Origin of the sequence: Streptomyces sp. NBC_01622 (genome assembly GCF_045209635.1) — a bacterium.
GTDB lineage: Bacteria > Actinomycetota > Actinomycetes > Streptomycetales > Streptomycetaceae > Streptomyces.
Map to the genome: position 1 here is coordinate 4,745,784 of NZ_CP109293.1, position 21,109 is coordinate 4,766,892.

The 21,109-nt window shown below is 68.8% G+C and carries 23 protein-coding genes, 1 tRNA gene and 1 pseudogene; 14 read left to right on the forward strand and 11 right to left on the reverse strand.

The window, feature by feature from the left end; all coding sequences use genetic code 11:
• Nucleotides 1-155: 155 nt before the first annotated feature.
• The 6 genes from OH768_RS21255 (at nt 156) to OH768_RS21280 (ending at nt 4,921) form a co-directional block, all read left to right on the forward strand.
• Nucleotides 156-227: transfer RNA gene (locus OH768_RS21255), tRNA-Gln, on the forward strand.
• A gap of 132 nt (nt 228-359) precedes the next feature.
• A complete protein-coding gene (glmU, locus tag OH768_RS21260) occupies nt 360-1,805 on the forward strand; it encodes a bifunctional UDP-N-acetylglucosamine diphosphorylase/glucosamine-1-phosphate N-acetyltransferase GlmU (RefSeq protein WP_406455866.1) in 1,446 nt (481 codons plus the stop codon).
• A gap of 77 nt (nt 1,806-1,882) precedes the next feature.
• Nucleotides 1,883-2,863 carry a ribose-phosphate diphosphokinase gene (locus OH768_RS21265; protein ID WP_359607301.1) on the forward strand — a complete coding sequence of 327 codons (981 nt, stop codon included), beginning with the start codon at nt 1,883-1,885 and terminating at the stop codon, nt 2,861-2,863.
• Between the two features lie 182 nt (nt 2,864-3,045).
• The gene (locus tag OH768_RS21270; protein ID WP_359607299.1) at nt 3,046-3,630 is read left to right on the forward strand and encodes a 50S ribosomal protein L25/general stress protein Ctc; all 585 of its coding nucleotides are present in this window, start codon (nt 3,046-3,048) and stop codon (nt 3,628-3,630) included.
• A 100-nt stretch (nt 3,631-3,730) separates the two neighbouring features.
• Entirely contained in the window at nt 3,731-4,333 is a 603-nt protein-coding gene (gene pth, locus OH768_RS21275) for an aminoacyl-tRNA hydrolase (RefSeq protein WP_359607297.1), read from the forward strand.
• An 87-nt stretch (nt 4,334-4,420) separates the two neighbouring features.
• Entirely contained in the window at nt 4,421-4,921 is a 501-nt protein-coding gene (locus OH768_RS21280) for a hypothetical protein (protein ID WP_406465384.1), read from the forward strand.
• Nucleotides 4,922-4,986: 65 nt separating this feature from the next.
• Here OH768_RS21280 and ppc read toward each other — a convergent pair whose 3' ends face one another.
• Nucleotides 4,987-7,719: a phosphoenolpyruvate carboxylase gene (gene ppc / locus OH768_RS21285; protein ID WP_406455869.1), complete on the reverse strand. Its 2,733-nt coding sequence runs from the start codon at nt 7,717-7,719 to the stop codon at nt 4,987-4,989.
• Between the two features lie 304 nt (nt 7,720-8,023).
• Here ppc and OH768_RS21290 point away from each other — a divergent pair, with 304 nt between their 5' ends.
• Nucleotides 8,024-9,040 carry an acyl-CoA desaturase gene (locus OH768_RS21290; protein ID WP_406455871.1) on the forward strand — a complete coding sequence of 339 codons (1,017 nt, stop codon included), beginning with the start codon at nt 8,024-8,026 and terminating at the stop codon, nt 9,038-9,040.
• Nucleotides 9,037-9,714, forward strand: coding sequence for a TetR/AcrR family transcriptional regulator (locus tag OH768_RS21295; protein WP_019066628.1), 678 nt, complete (start codon nt 9,037-9,039; stop codon nt 9,712-9,714). The genes OH768_RS21290 and OH768_RS21295 overlap by 4 nt, the downstream gene beginning before the upstream one ends.
• 57 nt (nt 9,715-9,771) lie before the next feature.
• On the opposite strand, the gene OH768_RS21300 is transcribed toward OH768_RS21295, so the two are convergent.
• On the reverse strand, nt 9,772-9,945 hold the full coding sequence (locus tag OH768_RS21300; RefSeq protein ID WP_406455873.1) for a CsbD family protein: 174 nt from the start codon (nt 9,943-9,945) through the stop codon (nt 9,772-9,774).
• 159 nt (nt 9,946-10,104) lie between these two features.
• Between OH768_RS21300 and OH768_RS21305 the strand changes: the two genes are divergently transcribed.
• Together OH768_RS21305 and OH768_RS21310 are read left to right on the forward strand one after the other, a co-directional pair.
• Nucleotides 10,105-10,356 carry a type II toxin-antitoxin system Phd/YefM family antitoxin gene (locus OH768_RS21305; RefSeq protein ID WP_406455875.1) on the forward strand — a complete coding sequence of 84 codons (252 nt, stop codon included), beginning with the start codon at nt 10,105-10,107 and terminating at the stop codon, nt 10,354-10,356.
• Nucleotides 10,353-10,598: pseudogene (locus OH768_RS21310) on the forward strand (type II toxin-antitoxin system RelE/ParE family toxin); the annotation flags it as partial. The gene OH768_RS21305 and the pseudogene OH768_RS21310, both read left to right, overlap by 4 nt.
• Here the strand turns inward: OH768_RS21310 and OH768_RS21315 are convergent.
• Together OH768_RS21315 and OH768_RS21320 are read right to left on the reverse strand one after the other, a co-directional pair.
• Nucleotides 10,576-10,959: a VOC family protein gene (locus OH768_RS21315; protein WP_406455877.1), complete on the reverse strand. Its 384-nt coding sequence runs from the start codon at nt 10,957-10,959 to the stop codon at nt 10,576-10,578. The pseudogene OH768_RS21310 and the gene OH768_RS21315 overlap by 23 nt on opposite strands.
• A gap of 3 nt (nt 10,960-10,962) precedes the next feature.
• A complete protein-coding gene (locus OH768_RS21320) occupies nt 10,963-11,769 on the reverse strand; it encodes a trans-aconitate 2-methyltransferase (protein WP_406455879.1) in 807 nt (268 codons plus the stop codon).
• A 104-nt stretch (nt 11,770-11,873) separates the two neighbouring features.
• On the opposite strand from OH768_RS21320, the gene tamR reads away from it, so the two are divergent.
• Nucleotides 11,874-12,371, forward strand: coding sequence for a MarR family transcriptional regulator TamR (tamR, locus tag OH768_RS21325; RefSeq protein ID WP_019066624.1), 498 nt, complete (start codon nt 11,874-11,876; stop codon nt 12,369-12,371).
• On the opposite strand, the gene OH768_RS21330 is transcribed toward tamR, so the two are convergent.
• Nucleotides 12,330-13,097: a response regulator transcription factor gene (locus tag OH768_RS21330; RefSeq protein ID WP_019066623.1), complete on the reverse strand. Its 768-nt coding sequence runs from the start codon at nt 13,095-13,097 to the stop codon at nt 12,330-12,332. The genes tamR and OH768_RS21330 overlap by 42 nt on opposite strands.
• Nucleotides 13,098-13,358: 261 nt before the next feature.
• Between OH768_RS21330 and OH768_RS21335 the strand changes: the two genes are divergently transcribed.
• Complete coding sequence (locus OH768_RS21335) at nt 13,359-13,814, forward strand: GNAT family N-acetyltransferase (protein WP_406455882.1); 456 nt, start codon at nt 13,359-13,361, stop codon at nt 13,812-13,814.
• 3 nt (nt 13,815-13,817) lie between these two features.
• Nucleotides 13,818-14,402, forward strand: coding sequence for a GNAT family N-acetyltransferase (locus OH768_RS21340; RefSeq protein ID WP_406455884.1), 585 nt, complete (start codon nt 13,818-13,820; stop codon nt 14,400-14,402).
• Nucleotides 14,403-14,413: 11 nt separating this feature from the next.
• Here OH768_RS21340 and OH768_RS21345 read toward each other — a convergent pair whose 3' ends face one another.
• Nucleotides 14,414-15,454: a phosphotransferase gene (locus tag OH768_RS21345; RefSeq protein ID WP_406465386.1), complete on the reverse strand. Its 1,041-nt coding sequence runs from the start codon at nt 15,452-15,454 to the stop codon at nt 14,414-14,416.
• 244 nt (nt 15,455-15,698) lie between these two features.
• Nucleotides 15,699-16,571 carry a winged helix-turn-helix domain-containing protein gene (locus tag OH768_RS21350; protein WP_406455886.1) on the reverse strand — a complete coding sequence of 291 codons (873 nt, stop codon included), beginning with the start codon at nt 16,569-16,571 and terminating at the stop codon, nt 15,699-15,701.
• Between the two features lie 160 nt (nt 16,572-16,731).
• On the opposite strand from OH768_RS21350, the gene OH768_RS21355 reads away from it, so the two are divergent.
• The gene (locus OH768_RS21355; RefSeq protein ID WP_406455888.1) at nt 16,732-16,986 is read left to right on the forward strand and encodes a hypothetical protein; all 255 of its coding nucleotides are present in this window, start codon (nt 16,732-16,734) and stop codon (nt 16,984-16,986) included.
• Here the strand turns inward: OH768_RS21355 and OH768_RS21360 are convergent.
• From OH768_RS21360 to galT, 4 genes are all read right to left on the reverse strand, one after another.
• Complete coding sequence (locus tag OH768_RS21360) at nt 16,977-17,654, reverse strand: HAD family hydrolase (RefSeq protein ID WP_406455890.1); 678 nt, start codon at nt 17,652-17,654, stop codon at nt 16,977-16,979. The two genes, OH768_RS21355 and OH768_RS21360, sit on opposite strands and share 10 nt — an antisense overlap.
• Nucleotides 17,655-17,857: 203 nt before the next feature.
• Entirely contained in the window at nt 17,858-19,000 is a 1,143-nt protein-coding gene (gene galK, locus OH768_RS21365) for a galactokinase (RefSeq protein WP_406455892.1), read from the reverse strand.
• A 10-nt stretch (nt 19,001-19,010) separates the two neighbouring features.
• Nucleotides 19,011-19,976: a UDP-glucose 4-epimerase GalE gene (galE, locus tag OH768_RS21370; RefSeq protein WP_406455894.1), complete on the reverse strand. Its 966-nt coding sequence runs from the start codon at nt 19,974-19,976 to the stop codon at nt 19,011-19,013.
• Nucleotides 19,976-21,034, reverse strand: coding sequence for a galactose-1-phosphate uridylyltransferase (galT, locus tag OH768_RS21375; protein ID WP_406455896.1), 1,059 nt, complete (start codon nt 21,032-21,034; stop codon nt 19,976-19,978). Before galT ends, galE begins: the two co-directional genes overlap by 1 nt.
• Between the last annotated feature and the right edge of the window lie 75 nt (nt 21,035-21,109).

The window sequence follows — 21,109 nt, forward strand, 5'->3', positions numbered from 1 at the left end:
AGTTTCGACGAGTTGCCTACACCACTGCGCGTAATCGAACAATGACGAAACCGATCACCGGCGAGAAGTACCGTCGCACGGAGGGCATCGGGTACGGCATAGTGTTGATTGCCCACTCGGCGACCAGGCTAAATGTCCGGTTCAAACGAGTTTGATCCCCCGTGGTGTAATTGGCAGCACCGTGGCTTTTGGTGCCATTTGTCCGGGTTCGAGTCCTGGCGGGGGAGCAACAACCTCTTCCAGCAACCCACTTCGGGCCCTGACAGCACTGTCAGGGCCCACTCTCATGTCCCCCATGAAACGCCCCGGTATCCTGCGAATGTCCACCCCCCAGCATTCCGAAGCCGAAGGGCATACCCGTGAGCGCCATTCGCCCGGCAGCCGTCGTCGTACTCGCAGCGGGTGAGGGCACCCGTATGAAGTCGGCCACACCGAAGGTCCTGCACCAGATCTGTGGCCGCACCCTCGTCGGTCATGTGCTGGCCGCCGCCCGCGAGTTGGAGCCGGAGAACCTGGTCGTCGTCGTGGGGCACGCCCGCGAGAAGGTGACCGCCCACCTCGGCGAGACCGACCCCGGGGTACGGACCGCAGTGCAGGCCGAGCAGAACGGCACGGGGCACGCCGTACGGATGGCGCTGGAGGAACTCGGCAACGTCGACGGGACCGTTGTCGTCGTCTGCGGCGACACCCCCCTGCTCCGCGGCGCGACCCTGCGCGAACTCACCGCCGACCACGCCGCCGACGGCAACGCCGTGACCGTGCTCACCGCCGAGGTGCCGGACGCGACCGGTTACGGGCGGATCGTGCGCGACGGCGCCTCCCGCGCGGTGACCGCGATCGTCGAGCACAAGGACGCCTCCGAGTCGCAGCGGGCGATCCGGGAGATCAACTCCGGGGTCTTCGCGTTCGACGGGCAGTTGCTCGCCGACGCGCTGGGGAAGGTGCGGACGGACAACAGCCAGGGCGAGGAGTACCTCACCGACGTCCTCGGCATCCTGCGCGAGGCCGGGCACCGGGTCGGCGCCTCCGTCGCGGGCGACCACCGCGAGATCGCCGGCATCAACAACCGCGTGCAGCTCTCCGAGGCGCGCCGCATCCTCAACGACCGGCTGCTGACCGAGGCCATGCTCGGCGGGGTCACCGTCGTCGACCCGGCGACGACCTGGATCGACGTCACCGTCACCTTCGGCCAGGACGCGACCGTCCAGCCGGGCACCCAGTTGCACGGCACCACGCACATCGGCGAGGGCGCCGAGGTCGGCCCCAACAGCCGGCTGACGGACACCGTCGTCGAGGCCGGCGCCCGCGTCGACAACACCGTGGCCGTCAGCTCGCACATCGGTCCGGGGGCGAGCGTCGGGCCGTACGCCTATCTCCGTCCCGGCACCCGGCTGGGCGCGAAGGGCAAGATCGGGACATACGTCGAGACGAAGAACGCGACGATCGGGGAGGGGACGAAGATCCCGCATCTCTCCTATGTCGGGGACGCGACGATCGGCGAGTACAGCAATATCGGGGCCGCCAGCGTCTTCGTCAACTACGACGGACAGGCCAAACATCACACCACCGTCGGGTCGCACTGCCGTACAGGGTCGGACAATATGTTTGTGGCACCTGTCACGGTCGGGGACGGCGCATACACCGCCGCCGGCTCCGTGATCACGAAGGACGTACCGCCCGGTTCGCTGGCCGTGGCCCGTGGCCAGCAGCGGAATATCGAGGGCTGGGTGGCCCGCAAGCGTCCGGGAAGCGCGGCGGCGAAGGCTGCGGAAACCGCTTCCCGTCAGGACGCGAACGAAGACTGACCGGAAACGGGTGCGTTCAGGACGGCGTACCGTGATAAACGCACACCCAGTTGAATGACCTCTGAGGAGACAGTGCTGTGACCGGGATCAAGACGACCGGCGAGAAGAAGATGATGTTCTTCTCCGGCCGCGCCCACCCCGAGCTTGCCAAGGAGGTCGCCCACCAGCTGGGTGTCGGGGTCGTCCCGACCAAGGCCTTCGACTTCGCGAACGGCGAGATCTACGTCCGCTTCGAGGAGTCGGTGCGCGGCGCGGACTGTTTCGTGATCCAGAGCCACACGGCCCCGATCAACCAGTGGGTCATGGAGCAGCTGATCATGATCGACGCCCTGAAGCGCGCCTCGGCCCGCTCCATCACGGTGATCGTGCCGTTCTACGGCTACGCCCGGCAGGACAAGAAACACCGCGGTCGCGAGCCGATCTCGGCCCGCCTCATCGCGGACCTGATGAAGACGGCGGGCGCGCACCGCATCCTCACCGTCGACCTGCACACCGACCAGATCCAGGGCTTCTTCGACGGCCCGGTGGACCACCTCTTCGCCCTCCCCCTTCTCGCGGACTACGTGGGCGGCAAGGTCGACCGCAGCAAGCTGACCGTCGTCTCCCCGGACGCCGGCCGCGTGCGCGTCGCCGACCGCTGGTGCGACCGCCTCGGCGCGCCCCTGGCGATCGTGCACAAGCGGCGCGACAAGGACGTGGCGAACCAGGTCACCGTCCACGAGGTCGTCGGCGAGGTCAAGGGCCGCGTCTGCGTCCTGGTCGACGACATGATCGACACCGGCGGCACGATCTGCGCCGCCGCCGACGCCCTGTTCGCGCACGGCGCCGAGGACGTCATCGTGACGGCCACCCACGGCGTCCTCTCCGGCCCCGCCGCCGACCGCCTGAAGAACTCCCGCGTCAGCGAGTTCGTCCTCACCGACACCCTCCCCACCCCGGGTGAACTCGGCGCCGACCTCGACAAGATCACGGTCCTGTCGATCGCCCCGACCATCGCCAGCGCGGTCCGCGAGGTCTTCGAGGACGGCTCGGTCACGAGCCTCTTCGACGAACACTGACCCCCGCGGTCGTAGATCGATTTCTTGTACGGCCTCCCCGCCGAGTAAGCTGCCCAAGTTGCTCGGCGAGGGAGGCCGTACCGATATCCAGGTACGGCGGTCCGTTATCGACGCGCTCTTCGTAGCAGGCCGATGTTCGGCCGGGTGACCACCTTCCCCCGTCTGTTCTACGAGGAGTGACCATGGCCGACGTCAAGCTCACCGCCGAGACCCGCACCGAGTTCGGCAAGGGTGCCGCCCGCCGTATCCGCCGTGACAAGAAGGTTCCCGCCGTGGTCTACGGCCACGGTGTGGACCCGCTGCACGTCACGCTGCCGGGCCACGAGCTGCAGCTCGCCCTGCGTACCCCGAACGTCCTGCTCACCCTGGACATCGAGGGCAAGACCCAGCTCGCCATCCCGAAGGCCGTCCAGCGTGACGCCATCAAGGGCTTCCTCGAGCACGTCGACCTGCTCACCGTGAAGAGCGGCGAGAAGGTCACCGTCGAGGTCTACGTCCACACCGAGGGCGAGCTCGCCCCGGGCTCCTTCCTGCTGGAGCACGTGCTGAGCACGATCACCGTCGAGGCCGAGGCCACGCACATCCCCGAGTCGGTCACCGTGTCCATCGCGGGCCTGGAGGCCGGTGCCTCCATCGCCGCCAAGGACATCCCGCTGCCCAAGGGCACCACGCTGGCCATCGACGAGGACGCGGTCGTCCTCCAGGTGCTGGCCGCCCAGGCGGAAGAGGCGCCCGCCGACGGCGAGGCCGAGGCCACCGAGGCCTGATCCTCACCTTCACCGCTGCTGTCAGCCGCTGTTCCCACCGGGAGCAGCGGCTGGCTGCTGGGGTCCGGGGGACCGCCCCGGGAGAACACAGCAAGGAGACGTGGACGTGACGACCGACGCGAATGCCCCCTGGCTGATCGTGGGCCTCGGGAATCCGGGCCCCGAGTACGCCGCCAACCGGCACAACGTGGGCTTCATGGTGGCCGACCTGCTCGCGGAGCGGATCGGCGGCAAGTTCAAGCGGGCCGGGAAGGCACAGGCGCAGGTCCTGGAGGGCCGCATCGGCGCACCGGGTCCGGCGAGCCGCCGGGTCGTGCTGGTGAAGCCGATGTCGTACATGAACCTGTCGGGCGGCCCGGTCAACGCGCTGCGCGACTTCTACAAGGTGCCCGTCGCGAACATCGTCGCGGTCCACGACGAGCTGGACATCGACTACGGCACCCTCCGTCTCAAGCTCGGCGGCGGCGACAACGGCCACAACGGGCTGAAGTCGATGACGAAGGCGATGGGCCCGGACTACCACCGGGTGCGGTTCGGGATCGGGCGCCCGCCGGGCCGGATGCAGGTGGCGGACTTCGTGCTGAAGGACTTCTCGTCCACGGAGCGCAAGGAACTGGACTTCCTCGTCGACCGCGCCACCGACTCGGTGGAGTGTCTGGTGAGCGAGGGCCTGGAGCGGGCGCAGAGCGCGTACAACTCCTGAGCCATCCGGCTTGCCCGGCTTATCGGGCCTATCCGTCCTATCCGGCTTATCGGCGGCGGGAGTTGACCGGGCGTGCGGGTATGGCCAATGATCCCGGCCATGTCTCCCGCCGCTTCCGCGTCCCCCGGCGCCTTCGCCGCACTGAACTTCGGACGGCTCGCGGCGATGGGCACGGTCGCCGTGCTGATCCTGATCGCCGGGGTGTGGGGCTCCTGGCCCACCGCCCACAACGTGATGCTGACCAAGGGCCGCGAGAGCGGCACCATCGAGGTCACCGCGTGCGGCGACGACACCTGCACCGGGCCGTACACACCGGTCTCAGAGGGGTCCAGGGCCCGCGCCGAGGTCGTCATCGAGCACACGGTCGCGGTGAAGAAGGGCCAGACGTACGCGGTGGTCGTGAAGCCCGGCACCGACGAGGTCATGCGCTCCGGCCCCGCCGGCATCCTCTACGCCTGGGTCCCCCTCGGCGGCGCCCTCCTGCTGGCCTCGGTGGTGGTCGCCGGCGGCCTGCGGCTGACCCGGGCCGCGTGGGTACTGGCCGGGTCGGGGATCGCCCTGCTGACGGCGGCGTTCGTCGCCCTCTGATCGCTTGAAAAGGCGGGTGCCCCCGAGCTTCTACGACAGCTCGGGGGCACCCACTTGCGTCTTGCTCAACCGGTGTTGCGCAGGCCCGCCGCCACACCGTTGACGGTGAGGAGGAGGGCGCGGCTCAGCAGCGGGTCGGGTTCGGCGCCGGCCGCCGCCTCGTCGCGCTGGCGCTTGAGGAGGGCGACCTGGAGGTACGAGATCGGGTCGAGGTAGGCGTCGCGGATGGTGAAGGTCTGCTTCAACACCGGGGTGGCGTCGAGGAGTTCGGCCTCACCGGTGACGCGGAGCACCTCGACGACGGTCAGTTCGTGCTCGGCCCTGATGATGTCGAACACGTGCTTGAGGTGGTCGGGGACGAGGGTGTCGACGTAGTGCTGGGCGATCCGCAGATCCGTCTTGGCGAGGGTCATCTCGACGTTGGAGATGAAGTTGCGGAAGAAGTGCCACTGCTCGTGCATCTCGTCGAGCACGGTGTCGAGGCCCGCCTCGCGCAGCGCCTTCAACCCTGAACCCACGCCGAACCAGCCGGGCACGATCTGCCGGGACTGGGTCCAGCCGAACACCCACGGGATCGCGCGCAGTCCGTCGAGCGAGACGCCCGAGCCGGGCCGGCGGGAGGGCCGCGAGCCCAGGTGCAGATCGGCGAGCTGGTCCACGGGCGTGGAGGCGAGGAAGTACGTCGGAAGGTCCGGGTCCTCGACCAGCCTGCGGTAGGCGGCGTGGGCGGCGTCGCTGACCACGTCCATGGCCGCGTCCCAGCGGGCCAGCGCCTCGTCGGACTGGCGGGGCGAGGTGTGCAGGGCGGAGGCCTGGAGGGTGGCGGCGACCGTCAGTTCCAGGTTCTCGCGGGCCAGCGACGGCACCAGGTACTTGTCGGAGATGACCTCGCCCTGCTCGGTCACCTTGATCTCGCCCTCCAGGGTGCCCCAGGGCTGGGCGAGGATCGCGTCGTGGGACGGGCCGCCACCGCGGCCGACCGTGCCGCCACGGCCGTGGAACAGCCGCAGCCGCACCCCATACCGGTGCGCCACGTCACGCAGCCGCCGCTGCGCCCGGTGGATCTCCCACTGGCTGGTCGTGATGCCACCGAACTTCGACGAGTCCGAGTAGCCGAGCATGACCTCCTGGACATCGCCCCGCAGCGCGACCAGGCGCCGGTAGGACGGGTCCGAGAGCATGTCCTCAAGGATGGTGTCGGCGGCCTTCAGCTCGTCCGTGGTCTCCAGCAGCGGCACGATGCCGACCTTCGCCCAGCCGGCGTGCAGGTCGATCAGCCCGGCCTCGCGGGCGAGGACGGCGGCGGCGAACACGTCGTCGGCGCCCTGGCACATCGAGATGATGTACGACTCGATGACCTCGGGCCCGAAGACGGCGAGCGCCTTCTTGACCGTCTCGAACACCCCGAGGGTCTTCTCACCGGCCGCGTCGACGGGTGCCGGGGTGGGCGCGAGGGGCCTGCGCGATCGCAGCTCCTTGGCGAGCAGCTTGGCGCGGTACTCGCGGGGCATGTCCGAGTAGCGCCAGGACTCCTCGCCGAGCCGGTCGAAGAGCTGGCCGAGCGCGTGGTGGTGGGCGTCCGCGTGCTCGCGTACGTCCATGGTGGCGAGCTGGAGGCCGAACGCGCCGAGCGTGCGGATCGTACGGTCCATGCGGCCGTCGGCGAAGAGGCCGCCGCGGTGGGCGCGCAGGGAGGTCTGGATCAGGGTGAGGTCGTGCAGCAGCTCGGCGGTGCCGAGGTAGTCGCGGCCGGGCTGGTGCGGGGTGCCCTTGGCGAGGCGGCTCTTGGTGTTCTCCAGCTTCTGCCGGATGCAGGTGGCCTTGAGCCGGTAGGGCTCCTCGGCGTTGAGCCGCTTGTAGCGGGGGCTGATCCCGGGCAGCAGCTCCAGGTCGGCCTGGAGGGACTCCAGCAGCTCGTCCGTCGCGCCCGTGTAGCGGATGGAGTTGGAGAGGAAGCCGCGGAGCTCGTCGATCGTCTCCAGGGCGTCGTTGATGCCGTGCTCGTGCTGGAGGATCAGGACGTCCCAGGTGACCTGGGGGGTGACGTTCGGGTTGCCGTCGCGGTCGCCGCCGATCCAGGTGCCGAAGGTGAGCGGGCGGGTGTCGTCGGGCAGCTTGACGCCGACGCGCTCCAGCTCGGCGGTGAGGTCTTCGAGGACGTCACCGACCGCGCCCGCGTGCAGCTCGTCCAGGTAGTAGATGGCGTTACGGGCTTCGTCGGCGGGCTCCGGCCGTACGACCCTGAGCTCATCGGTCTGCCACACCAGGTCGATGTTCTCGGCCAGCCGGGTGTCGTAGCGGCGGCGGTCGGACTCGATGACCGGGGTCTCCAGGAGCGTGGCGATGCGCCGGAGCTTGTTGAGGACCGACCGGCGCGCGGCCTCGGTGGGGTGTGCGGTGAAGACCGGGCGGACGTTGAGGTTCTTGACCGTCTCGCGCAGGTGGTCGGGGTCGGCGTCCTTGAGGCGGTCGGCCGTGCGGGCCAGGAGACCGCCCTCGGCGGCCCGCCGGGCGCGCAGCTCACGGCCGCGGTGCACCTGCTCGGTGACGTTGGCCAGGTGGAAGTAGGTGGAGAAGGCGCGGACCAGCTTGGCGGCGGTCTCCAGCTCGGTGCCGCGCAGCAGCTCGGCGGCGGCCTCGCCGTCCTCCCGGGTGAGGCGGCGGACCTTCTCGACCAGTTCGAGCAGTTCGGGGCCCTCCTGGCGGACGAGGGTCTCGCCCAGCAGGTCGCCCAGTCGCCGGATGTCGGCGCGCAGCTCATTGTTGGTCGTAGTGGCCTGGTCGTCGGCACTGCTCACAGGTGCGGCTCCTTGCAGTGTTTGAAGCTCGTCTGGAGGGAACCCGGACGGCGGTCCCGCGGCGGCTGTCGCATAGGGGACGGACATCCGGGAAGAAAACAGAGCGGACCGCGCTGTCCGACCGACACCAAGGATAGGTGTCCACTCTGACGCGCGGTCTCACGGGCTTCGTCCACTGGTCGACGCACTGCCATACTTACGTCGCCGTAGGTTACGGAACCGTAGGGAAGTCCATGGTGAACTCATGCTCGGTTCCCGCCGTCCGACGCTCCGCCTCCACCTCCGAACCCCACAGGGGACGCCCATGACCACGAGCTCCGATGTGATCGACGACGCCCCGCGGGCGAACGACGACGGCACTCCGCTGCCCGCCGCCACCCTCGGCGGCGAGAAGAAGGGGTCGCTGGAACAGCTGACACTCCTCCTCTTCATCACCGTCCCCTTCCTGGCGCTGGTCGCGGCGGTGCCGCTGGCCTGGAGCTGGGGCGGGGTGAGCTGGCTGGATCTCGGCCTGCTGGTGTTCTTCTACTACCTGGGCTGCCACGGCGTGACGATCGGCTACCACCGGTACTTCACGCACGGCTCCTTCAAGGCGAAGCGGCCGCTGCGGATCGCCATCGCCATCGCCGGGTCCATGGCGGTCGAGGGCCCGCTGGTCCGCTGGGTGGCCGACCACCGCAAGCACCACAAGTTCTCGGACGCGGAGGGCGACCCGCATTCGCCGTGGCGCTACGGCGAGACCGTGCCCGCGCTGCTCAAGGGCCTGTGGTGGGCGCACATCGCATGGATGTTCGACGAGGAGCGCACCCCGCAGGACAAGTACGCGCCGGACCTGATCAAGGACCGGACGATCCGCGCGATCTCCCGCCAGTTCCTCTTCTGGACGGTGCTGTCGCTCGCGCTGCCGCCGCTGATCGGCGGTCTGGTGACGATGTCGTGGTGGGGCGCGTTCACGGCGTTCTTCTGGGGTTCGCTCGTCCGGGTGGCGCTGCTGCACCACGTCACCTGGTCGATCAACTCGATCTGCCACGCGGTCGGCAAGCGCCCCTTCAAGTCGCGTGACCGCTCGGGCAACGTGTGGTGGCTGGCGATCCTGTCCTGCGGCGAGTCCTGGCACAACCTGCACCATGCCGACCCGACGTCCGCGCGGCACGGTGTGATGCGCGGCCAGCTGGACTCCTCGGCGCGGATCATCCGCTGGTGCGAGCAGCTCGGCTGGGCCTATGACGTGCGCTGGCCGTCACGCTCGCGTATCGATTCGCGCCGTATCTCCGGAACGGAAGGCTCTCGGCCCCGGAAGGAGTCGGCGGAGGCGGCATGATTGACGCCGTGGCGACCGATCCCAGCAGCACCCCGAGCAACGAGAAGCCCCGGCGCGCGCGCCGCACCCGGATGACGGGAGCCGAACGCCGGGCCCAGTTGCTGGAAGTCGGTCGCACGCTCTTCGCGGCGAAAGGTTTCGAGGCCACGTCGGTGGAGGAGATCGCGGCGAAGGCCGGGGTCTCCAAGCCGGTGGTGTACGAGCACTTCGGCGGCAAGGAGGGCCTGTACGCGGTGGTCGTGGACCGCGAGATGCGCCGCTTGCTGGACATGGTGACCAGCTCCCTGACGGCCGGCCACCCCCGCGAACTCTGCGAACAGGCGGCCTTCGCCCTCCTCGACTACATCGAGGAGTACACGGACGGCTTCCGCATCCTGGTCCGCGACTCCCCCATCCCCCAGTCCACAGGTTCCTTCGCGTCCCTGATCTCGGACATCGCGACCCAGGTCGAGGACATCCTGGGCCGCGAGTTCAAGAGCCGCGGCTTCGACGCCAAACTCGCCCCCCTCTACGCCCAGGCCCTGGTCGGCATGGTCGCCCTGACCGGCCAGTGGTGGCTGGACGTCCGCCGCCCGAAGAAGGCGGAGGTGGCGGCGCACCTGGTCAACCTGGCGTGGCACGGGCTGGACGGGCTGGAGGCGAAGCCGCGGTTGATAGGCCACCGGAAGAGCTGAGCACACAGAGGGGCCCCTGCCGGACGGCAGGGGCCCTCATCGCTTCCGGCGCCGGCGTCAGCGCTTGAAGGCGTCCTTCGCCTTCTCCTTGGCCTGCCGCACGTCCCCCTTGGCCTTCTCGGCCTGCCCCTTCGCCTTCATGGTCTCGTTGCCGACGGCACGGCCCACGGTCTCCTTGGTCTTGCCCTTGACCTGTTCCTTCTTGGCCTTGGCCTTCTCGTCCTTTGCCACGGTTCATCACTCCCGGTCGGATAGGAACTCGGCACTCGGCGCCACCGGTCGGGTAGCCGCGATACCACCGGACAAACTCCGATCGGTCATGCGTCCGACGAACCACCGGAGAACGTGAACCAATAGATCAGTAAGTACATCTTGTGCAACAATTCAGCCATGACTGAGATCGCGATCAGCGCAGCCCGTTCCCAACTCGGCGACCTCGTCCGCCGCGCGGCCCACAGCCGCGAGACCATCGCCCTCACCGACCACGGGCACGTGGCCGCGCTGCTCGTCTCGCCGCAGGTAATAGAGGATCTTGAGGATGCACTCGCCGTCTCGGACTATCAGCGGCGCAAGGCGGAGGGCACGCTCGGCGAGGGCATCCCGCATGAGGAAGTCGGCCGGATTTTGGGGCTGCGCCCGTGACCTACCACATCATCTGGGAGCCGAGCGCCACGAGCACCGCGGTCCGGTTCCTCAAGGACGACCCGGCCGGACTGGCCGCGGTCTACGAGGCCGTCGACGCACTCGCCGAGACCCCTCGCCCCGTCAACTCCGTCGCCTACGGCGTCGACATCCGGCGCCTCCGCGTCGGCGGCTACCGCGTCCTGTACGTCATCGACGACGAAGTGATCCACATCCTCGTCACCCACCTGGGCCGGACCGCCTCAACACCGGTTCCAGGAACTCCAGCCGGTTCCCCACCGGATCCTCCGAGTAGAAGCGCCGGTGCCCCGGCAGGTCGTCGTCCCAAGTGACAGACGCCCCGCGGGCTTCCAGCCGGGCCGCATACGCCTCGATGTCGGCCACCCGAAGCCCGGGGTGCGCCTTCCTCGCGGGCCGGAAGTCCGCCTCGATACCCAGGTGCAGCTGGACGGCCCCCGCCCCGAACCAGCACCCGCCCCGCGCCGCCAGCACCGGCGGCTTGGGGATCTCGACCATCCCGAGGGTGTCGACGTAGTACGCCCGCAGCGCGTCCTCCGACCCCGGCGGGGCCGCCAGCTGCACATGGTCCACGGCCGCGATCACCGCTCACACCCCCTTACGGGCCACTGCGAACAACCGCCGGAAGGGGAGCACCGTGCCGTACTCCGCCGTCGGATACGCCTCGCGGAGCAGGCCGCGGTACTCGGTGACGAAGGCGTCCCGCGCCTCCGGGTCGTCGGCGAGGGCGGTGAGAGCGGGGCGCAGGCCGGTGCCCTTGACCCAGTCGAGGACGGGGTCGGGGCCGGGCAGGATGTGCTGGTACGTCGTCTGCCAGACGTCGGCCGTGCAGCCGAGGCGGGCCAGGCGGTCGAGGTAGACGCCGGGTGTGTGCACCGAGTCCTCGTGCCGGAGGACCTCCCCGAGCCGGCTCTTCCAGCGGGCGGTGGCGGCGAGTTCGCGCATCAGGGCGTGCAGGGGCGCGTCGATGTTGTCCGGCACCTGGAAGGCGAAGGTGCCCGAGGGTGTGAGCGCGGAGACCCAGTCGCCGAAGCGGTCCAGGTGTCCCGGCACCCACTGCAGCGCCGCGTTCGACACGATCAGGTCGTACGGCTCGGCCGGCGCCCAGGTCGTGGCGTCCGCGTGGGCGAAGTCCAGCCGGCCGCCACCGGCGGTGGGGCCGGCATAGGGCTCGGTCTTCGCCAGCATCTCGGGTGAGTTGTCGTAGCCGGTGATGTGCGCGGTGGGCCAGCGGTCGGCGAGGACGGTGGTCACGTTGCCGGGGCCGCAGCCGAGGTCGGCGATGCGGGGCGGGGTGCCGGGGACGTCGGTGACGCGGGCGAGGAGGTCGGTGAACGGGCGGGCGCGGTGGCCGGCGTGCCGCAGGTACTGGGCGGGGTCCCAAGTCGTCGTCATGTCTCCCACTCTCCCCGGCCGATTATCTCGATGTCAAGAGACTTCTAAGCAAGTTAGTTGATATCAAGAGACTTCATGTCGACACAACCACTACACTGATCGTCATGGAGGACGAGGTCGATCGGCTTGTCGCAGCGTGGCGCCGGGAGCGCCCGGACCTCGACGTGGAGCCACTTGAGGTGCTCAGCCGGGTGAGCAGACTGGCCCGGCACCTGGACCGGGCCCGCCGGCTGGCGTTCGCCGAGCACAGCCTGGAGCCCTGGGAGTTCGACGTGCTGACGGCGCTCAGGCGCGCGGGCAGCCCCTATCAGCTCTCCCCCGGCCAGCTGCTGACGCAGACCCTGGTCACGTCGGGCACGATGACGAACCGTATCGACCGGCTGGCGAAGAAGGGCCTGGTCGAACGGCTCCCCGACCCCAGCGACCGCCGGGGCGTGCTGGTCCGGCTCACCGAGGAGGGCCAGGACCGCGCGGACCAGGCCCTGGCCGGACTGCTGGCGCAGGAGCGCGCGATCCTCGCGGAACTCTCCCGCGCCCAGCGGGGCGAACTGGCCGGACTGCTACGCCAGTTGACCGCCCCGTTCGACAACATCCCCGGCTAGGTCGACGGGTCCCACCCCCGCGCGCCTCGCCAGCGCCACCGCCGCGAGAGTCGAGTGGACCCCCAACTTGCCGAGCACGTTTTGCATATGCGTCCGGACTGTGTGCGGGGAGAGGAACAACCGCTCGGCAACGGCTTTGCGCCCCAACCCGGCCACCATGCAGCGCAGCACCTCGCGCTCCCGCGGAGTCAGCGACTCCACCAGGCGCTCGCTCTCGGTGCGGTGCTTGCGCGCGGCCGTCAACTCGCGCAGGACCCCGGTCAGCAGGGCGGGTGGCAGGTGCGTCTCGTCGCGAAGCACCCCTCGGATGACGGTTAAAAGCCTGGACAGCGAGCAGTCCTTGGCGACCCAGCCGGAGGCTCCGGCCTGCAGGGCCAGCGCGGCCCGGCGCGGATCGTCCTTCTCCGCCAGTACGACCATCCGTACGCTCGGCTGGGCGGAACGGACCCCGGCGACCAGGGAGATCCCGTCCACCAGCCCGTCCTCGTTGCCCGCCTGCACGGGCACTGCGGGCCGGATGCCCTGCACATTGCCGCCCAGGTCGGCGTCCACCAGCAGGACGTCGAATCTGCGGCCCTCGGCGTTCGCGCGCTCCATGCTGCGCAGCGCGGCGGGACCACTGCCGGCCGCGGACACGTCGACATCGGGCTCGGCCGCCAGTGCCGCGGCGAGCGACTCGGCGAAGATGCGATGGTCGTCGACGACCAGGACTCGGATGCGAACCACGAAACCCCCTTCCCCAGGCTCCTGGTGGAGCAGGGGATACCTCATCGTCGGGAGACGAAACGTTGGTTGCGGGTACGACGCCCGGGAGCGGCCGAAGCCGCACGGCCGCCGCCGTGCAGAGACTGCTACCCCCACATCGGGCGTCGTACCCGACTTGTCTCGCCCCCTGATCAGCACCGGCCCCCACCGGTGCTGTTCACAGAGTACGGCCGGGCCGCAGCAGCGGAACCCAATTTGCAGAACTGACTGTCCAGCCCGTTTATGGTGAGCCGCATGTTTCGTATTGAGACGGAAGTCGACAGAGAGCGACGCGATCTGCTCCGCGCCCGGCTGCTCGAAACCAACACGGCCGCGTCCCCGGTGCTGCGGGCCCTGCGCGGAACCCCTCGCGAACGTGAAGTTCCGCTTCACGTCTGGGCGTTGGACACCACGGGCGCCCTCGCGGCCGGGGCCATCTGCCACACCTGGGCGGACTGGCTCCACGTGACATACCTCTGGGTGGACGCCCGCCACCGGGGAGCAGGACTCGGCTCCCGACTGCTCGCGGAGGCCGAGCGCATCGCCCGCGAGGAGCGTGCCTGTGTGGCGGCCCGCCTGGAGACATGGGACTTCCAGGCACCGGACTTCTACAAGAAGCATGGCTACGAGGTGGTGTGCGTGATCCCGGACTATCCGCCGGGGGTCACGGAGTACACGCTGACAAAGCGGCTGGGGTGAGTCATGACCCGCGCTCTGTCGACGCCGCCCGTCATCGTCTCCGGCCTGCTCGGCGGCTCCCCCCAACCCGAACTTCCCGTCGCCGGGGGCCTGTTGCTGCGCCCTTGGGAGGAATGGGATGCACCGGCATTCCTGTCCGCCTACCAGGACGGTGAGATCCGCCGGTGGCACACGCGTCGGCCGACCTCGGAGACCCAGGTCCGGGAATGGTTCGACACGTACCGCCAGGACTGGAAACGAGAGCAGGGCGGCCACTGGGCGATCACCCGCGGCGGGGACGAGGTGCTCGGCCGGACAGTGCTGCGCGGTCTGGACTTCGACGACGGCACGGCCGTCGTCGCCTACTGGGTCCTCCCGGCCGCCCGCGATGCCGGTGTCGCTTCACGCGGCCTTGCGGCACTCAGCACCTGGGCCCTGGACGAAATCGGCTTCCACCGGCTGGAGTTGGACCACTCCACCCGCAACCACGCCTCATGCAGGGTCGCCACCAAGTCCGGCTACCTCCTGGAAGGCACCAAGCGCAGCGCCGCCGTGCATGACGACGGCCGCCACGACATGCATCTGCACGCGCGCATCCGAGAAGACTGAGCGGAATGTCTTCAGCGTGCGAGGCCGGCTTCGACGGGATTGGTGTGGTCGCGGACATCGCTCCCTGGGCCGGCCAGTCCGTCCGGGCCTGACGCCTGCCACCGGTGCAGAATGTCGCGCACCTTGGCCGCGCTGGGAAGATCTCGCAGACCAAGAGGCTCCGCGCCGGCTTGGAGCGCGTGCCGCACGGCCGACTCGGCGTCATGCAGGAGGTCGTCCGGCGTGCGTTCCCGCTGCGGACCTTGCCGCAGCGATCGCGCGGCTCTTATGACATCGGGGAAGACCGACTGGGCCCGCTCGAACGCGAGGTAGTGCGGCAGGTCTCTGTCCATGCCTTTGGTCGCGGCCGGCACGGTCGACTCCATGGCTTTGGCCCATGCGGTGATCACGGTCTTGTGCTGGGTCTCCGGGTAGCGCATGCGGACCAGGTGGGTGGCGAGGTCGAACAGCGGGTCCCCGTACGTTGCCAGCTCCCAGTCGACGGCGATCATGCGGGGATCGCCGTGGTCCGTGAGGACGACATTGTCGCGGTGCAGGTCTCCGTGGAGCAGGCCGCAGGGACGGTCGGTCATGACCGGTACGTTCTCGGCCATTTGGGTCAGCGCGTTTTCCGGAACGCCCAGCGCGTTGAACAGGCCCCCGTACACCGACCAACTGGGCTTGCGGATCTGCTCGTCGGCCAACTGCGTCAGGGCGCCCAGGTAACCCCGGCTGTCCTGGCCGTCATGAGGCCAGCCGTCGGGCGGCGCCGGCAGCTCCTCCCGGCCTACCGCGGCTGTCTGGGCAAGGAGTTGGGCCATGTCCGAGATCCACAATCGGTCCACGGGTTCCCCGTCCGGGCACTCACGGGACAGCGGGACGCCCTCCACGTAACTGAGCACAGTCGCCGTCGCCGTGCTGGCCAGGCACCGCGGTACGTGGGGCGGCGGGTGTTCGAACGAGCGCAGCAGCTGCGCCTCGGACCAGGTTCTGATCACTACCGGGACAGCATCCGGCCGCGGAACGCGCACGAGCACACGGGTACCGGGTTCACCCCCGCAGAGTCGGGCCATGTCTTCGGTAAGGGGCAGCACATAGTTGTGATTGTGGTGACCACCGCTGCCAGTGCCGATCTTCTGGGCCAGTCGCACGAACTCTTCGCCGACATCGACTGCGTTGGACACTTCACTCCTGGGAGACACCTAGCGAGCAGGGGGTGCTTCCGCAGGCCGCTCGACTCGGAGGCGACCTGGAGCATAGTGCCGAAGCGGGCCTCGTGAGTGCATTTCAGCCACTGAGGCCACTGGAGTCATGCCGTCACGTGGCGAGGTGCTCCCAGAGCGAATCGAACCAGTCCTGCTGGTCCTTCACCCAGGCAGCCTGTGCGTCGTCCTCGTCATCGGTTTTGTCGAAGTAGGTGCCAGTGGCGCCGACGCTGAGGATGTCAATCGCCTCCACCTCTTCCGTCCCGCCCAGTGCGATGCGCCGCCGGGCCAGCTTGTACATGGTCTGGAAGGCCTCCGTCCCGTTGAGCAGGAACAACTTGGACACCGGCACTAAAGGAACACGCTTGACCTCGAAGTCGACCTCCTGGACCGGGCCATTCGCCCGGAGATTCCGGAGTGTGTCCTCCAGCGACGACAGACAGCGGTCGGAGATCGCCAACAGGCGCTCGACCACTCTCTTGTCATCCGGTGCATCGATGTTGCGCGGAACTGGCAGCAGCATCTCCCTGTCCGGAAGCAGCATCCGCAGTCTGATCTTTTCCGGCGCGGTGGCCGAACGGTCCAGAATGCGTTCCGCCTGGACACGGAGATGTGCGTCGAGCGATTCGGACGTCAAGCAGAAGACGTCGAGCCTGACCTCTGCCCGCGCAAAGGCCCGCTCGACGAACCAGGCCATCCTCGCCCTCCGTATCCGGGCGGCGTCATCCGCTGGAGGAGTGGGCTGGGAGGCCTTGATGACGACACGCGAACCGCTGCCCTGGCGGGACTTGATCCAGTGATCCTCACTCAGCTCCCGCAGGGCGCGCTGCACGGTGTCCCGGGAGACACCGAACGCGGTGGCCAGTTCTCGCTGGGAGGGCAGCATGCTGCCCTCCGGGTACTCCTGGGCGACGATGCGGCGACGCAGTTCCGTCAGAACACTCTCGACCGCTCCGCCGACCTCGTCGCGTCCGTCGTCACTCACACAACGACCGTACCTCGCAAGGGCGGTGGGGAAAACCAGTTTCGGTCAGGTTGGCAGACCGATTGAACTGGTGGTTACGGGATCAAGTAGTCCGGGGATATCAACCGTGAGCCAGTTTGGTCCAATTGGCCGACTTCACTGAATCGGACGGGGGTCCTGAATGATCGCCCCGGATTTTGCGTGGTTCATAGTCCGGACTGTTGTCGAGCAGCAGATCCGGACATCGTATGGAGCCCTTGGTGCAGCACTTCTGATCCTGGTCTCCGTTCTGATCGCCTCACCCAAGACGCCGAAGAAAGAGAAGGCATCCAAAGGAGCGAAGGGGAAGAAGCTTCCCAAGGATGCAAGAGGTCGGCAGACATGGCTCCTGTGGTGGGTGGCACTGCTGCTCTTCCTGCTGGTGGTTCAGCCCTGAGACTTGAGCACGTCCCAGACCTCCTTGAGGGAGGGCACAATCCGCGACGGTTCCACTCCCGCCCGCCGAAATGCCCGAACCTTGAGGGGGTCACACGCATATCCCAGAAAGGCGACTCCGGCGGTCCGTGCCGCGTCGTAATCCGTTGTCGCGTCACCGAGCATCAGCGCCTCCGACGGGTCGGCACCCATCGCATGGAGTGCCAGCTTCAAGGAGTGGGGGTGCGGCTTCATCAGGTGGAGGTCACGCGTACGCCCGTAGACGTGCGGGAAGAAGCCGTCGAGTCCCTTGGCCGCAAGGTAAGCGGTGGCAGCCCGGGCCGAGTTGTTGGTACTGACGGCCAACCGGACGCCCAGTCCCGCCCACACCTGGATCACGTCCCCGGCATGGGGGGTCGCAACGGCGGAACCGACGGCTTTCAGTTCCTCCCCGGTCAGCCACTCCTCCAGTTTTGCGATCTGGCCGGTGTCCGGATGCCGCTGGCTGATGGTGACCAGCATGCCGTGCGGGTCCTTGCTTAAACGTTCCTCCATGGGCAGCAGCTTGAACTGCTCGTCCGGCCCGAGCGAGCTGACCAGTTCGCGGGCTATTTCGGACGCGGAGTGCCCCGCGAACAGCTGGCAGATCGGACCGTCGAGGTCCCATAAGACGTACCGAACCGAGGACATCAGCTTCCGGAGATCTTCAGCCGACGCTGTCTCCGGCTCAGTCGTGGGCGTGTCAGGGGTCATCAGGAGAGTGTCAGGTTCGCGGCGACGCTTTCCCAGAGGGCAGGGACCCGGGCCGACCCGAGTCCGCCCCGCATGCCCCGCGAACGTCCCCCGGCGTCGCCGCCCGCCCTCCGACAAGCGGGGAGGCGACGAACCCCGGATCAGCTCACCCGCCGCGCCCCCGCCGAAGGCACCGCCGGAAACACCCGAGGTGCCGTATAGCCGGCCCCCGCGAAGGCCTCCTCGATCGCCTTCGTGACCGTGTCCGTGTCCGTGGCCTCGACCAGGACGATCGCCGAGCCGCCGAAGCCGCCGCCCGTCATGCGGGCGCCGAGGGCACCCGCGCCGACCGCTGTGTCGACCACGAGGTCCAACTCGGGGCAGGAGATGCGGAGATCGTCGCGGAGGGAGGCGTGGCCCTCGGTCAGGACCGGGCCGATCGCTCGGACCTCGCCGGCGTCGAGAAGTGAGATCACCTGGTCCACCCGGTGGTCGTCGGAGACCACGTGGCGGACGTAGCGGCGGATTCGTTCGTCGGTCAGGCGGGCCAGGGACGCGTCCAGGTCCTCGTACGCCACGTCCCGCAGGAAGGGGACGCCGAGTCGGCGGGCGCCCTCCTCGCAGCCCTCGCGGCGTTCCGCGTACTCGCCGTCGCCCAGCGCGTGCTTCACGCGGGAGTCGACCACCAGGAGCGAGAGGCCCTCGGACGCCAGGTCGAAGGGGATCTGGCGGATGGACAGGTCTCGGCAGTCGAGGTGGAGCGCGTGGCCCTCCTCGGCGCAGGCCGAGGCCGTCTGGTCCATGATGCCGCAGGGGACGCCGACGAAGTCGTTCTCCGCGCGCTGCGAGAAGCGGGCCAACTCCGGTCCGGACAGGCCCAGTTCGAAGAGGTCGTTCAGGGCCAGGGCCGTGACGACCTCCAGCGCCGCCGAGGACGACAGGCCCGCGCCCGTCGGGACCGTGGACGACAAGTGGATGTCCGCGCCGGTGACTTGATGGCCCGCCTCGCGCAACACCCAGACCACGCCCGCCGGATACGCGGCCCAGCTCGTGTTGGTGCGCGGGGCCAGTTCGTCGACGTGCAGTTCTACGACCGGGCCCTCGATGTCCGCCGAGTGCAGGCGCAGTACGCCGTCCGTACGGCGGGACACCGCCGCCACCGCCGTGTGCGGCAGGGCGAGCGGCATCACGAAGCCCTCGTTGAAGTCGGTGTACTCGCCGATCAGGTTGACCCGGCCCGGCGCGGCCCAGACGCCCTCGGGAGCGGTGCCGTACAGCTCCTCGAAGCCCTCAAGTACACCCACGTGTTCTCTCCTAACCCTTCGATACGTTCTGCGCGAACGCCCACGCGTCCGCGACGATGCCCGCGAGATCCGCGCGGGTCGGGTTCCAGCCGAGGCGCTCCTTGGCGCGGGCCGCCGAGGCGACCAGGGCCGCCGGGTCGCCGCCGCGGCGGGGGGCGACGACCTCGGGGATCGGGTGCCCGGTGACCTGGCGGACCGTCTCGATGACCTGGCGGACCGAGAAGCCCTCGCCGTTGCCCAGATTGCAGATCAGGTGCTCGCCGGGAGTGGCCGCCTTGAGCGCCAGCAGGTGCGCGTCGGCCAGGTCCGCCACGTGGATGTAGTCACGGACGCAGGTGCCGTCCGGCGTCGGGTAGTCGTCGCCGTAGACGGAGATCGCGTCCCGCTTGCCCTGGGCGACCTGGAGGACCAGGGGGATGAGGTGCGACTCCGGGTTGTGCCGCTCGCCGCAACTGCCGTACGCGCCCGCCACGTTGAAGTAGCGGAGGGACACGGCTCCCAGTCCGTGGGCCTGCGCCTCGCTCGTGATCATGAAGTCGACCGACAGCTTCGACGCACCGTAGGGGTTGGTCGGGGAGGTGCGGGCGGTCTCGACGATCGGGACCTCCTCCGGCTCGCCGTACGTGGCCGCCGTTGAGGAGAAGACGAGCTTGCGGACGCCGGCCTCGCGCATCGCGGCCAGCAGGGCCATCGAGCCGCCGACGTTGTTCTCCCAGTACTTCTCCGGCTTGACGACGGACTCGCCGACCTGGGAGAACGCGGCGAAGTGGAGCACGGCGTCGTACGAGGAGTCGAGCCACTTGGCCGCGTCCCTGATGTCGCCCTCCACGAACGTGGCACCCGCGGGCACGCCCTCACGGAAGCCCGTCGAGAGGTTGTCCAGGACCGTGACCTCGTGGCCCGCCTCCAGCAGGTGCTGGGCGACCACGCTGCCGACGTAACCCGCCCCGCCCGTGACCAGGTACTTACCGCTCATCAACTCGCTACCTCTCGCAGTCGCTCGGCCGCGCGCTCCGGCGGCACGTCGTTGATGAACACGCTCATGCCGGACTCGGAACCCGCGAGAAACTTCAGCTTGCCGGAAGTGCGGCGAATGGTGAAAAGCTCAAGGTGGAGCGCGAAGTCGTCCCTGCTCACACCCTCGAACTCCTCCAGTGTGCCGAACGGCGCCTGGTGCCAGGCGGAGATGTACGGCGTCGGAGGCTCGTCCTCACCGAAGATCCGGTCGAAGCGCCTCAAGAGTTCCAGATAGACCTTGGGGAACTCTGTGCGGGCCGCCTCGTCCAGACCGAGCAGATCGGGCACGCGCCGCTTGGGATACAGGTGGACCTCGTAGGGCCAGTGCGCCGCGTACGGCACGAAGGCGACCCAGTGTTCACCCTCAAGGACGACCCGCTCACCGGCGAGTTCACGCTCCAGGACGGCGTCGAAGAGGTTCTCCCCGCCGGTCGCCTCCTTATGAGTCGCGAGTGAACGCAGCATCAGCGCGGTGCGCGGGGTGGTGAACGGGTAGGCGTAGATCTGGCCGTGGGGATGACCGAGGGTCACACCGATCTCTTCGCCGCGGTTCTCGAAACAGAAGACCTGCTCGACGGAGGGAAGATGCGACAGCTCCGACGTCCGGTCCGTCCACGCGTCGAGGACGAGGGCCGCCTGCTCCTCGGTCAGCGAGGCGAAGGACGCGTCGTGGTCGGAGGTGAAACAGACCACCTCGCAGCGGCCGGAGTCCCCGGCCAGCGAGGGGAAACGGTTCTCGAACACGACGACGTCGTACGAGGAGTCCGGGATCTCGCTCAGCCGGTCGCCCGTCGTCGGGCAGAGCGGGCACTGGTCGACCGGCGGGTGGTAGATGCGGCCCTGGCGGTGCGAGGCGATCGCCACCGAGTCGCCGAGCAGCACGTCCCGCCGTACCTCCGAAGTGGTGACCGTGCGCTCCAGCGGGCGGCGGTCCACCGCGTCGCGCACGGTGTCGTCCCGCAGGTCGTAGTAGATGAGCTCACGACCGTCGGCCAACCGGGTCGAGGTCTTCTTCACGCCGGGACTCCATCCATACGTACGTCCACGCTTCACACAGAACCAAACACATCAAACCACCGATCCCCCCAGCCG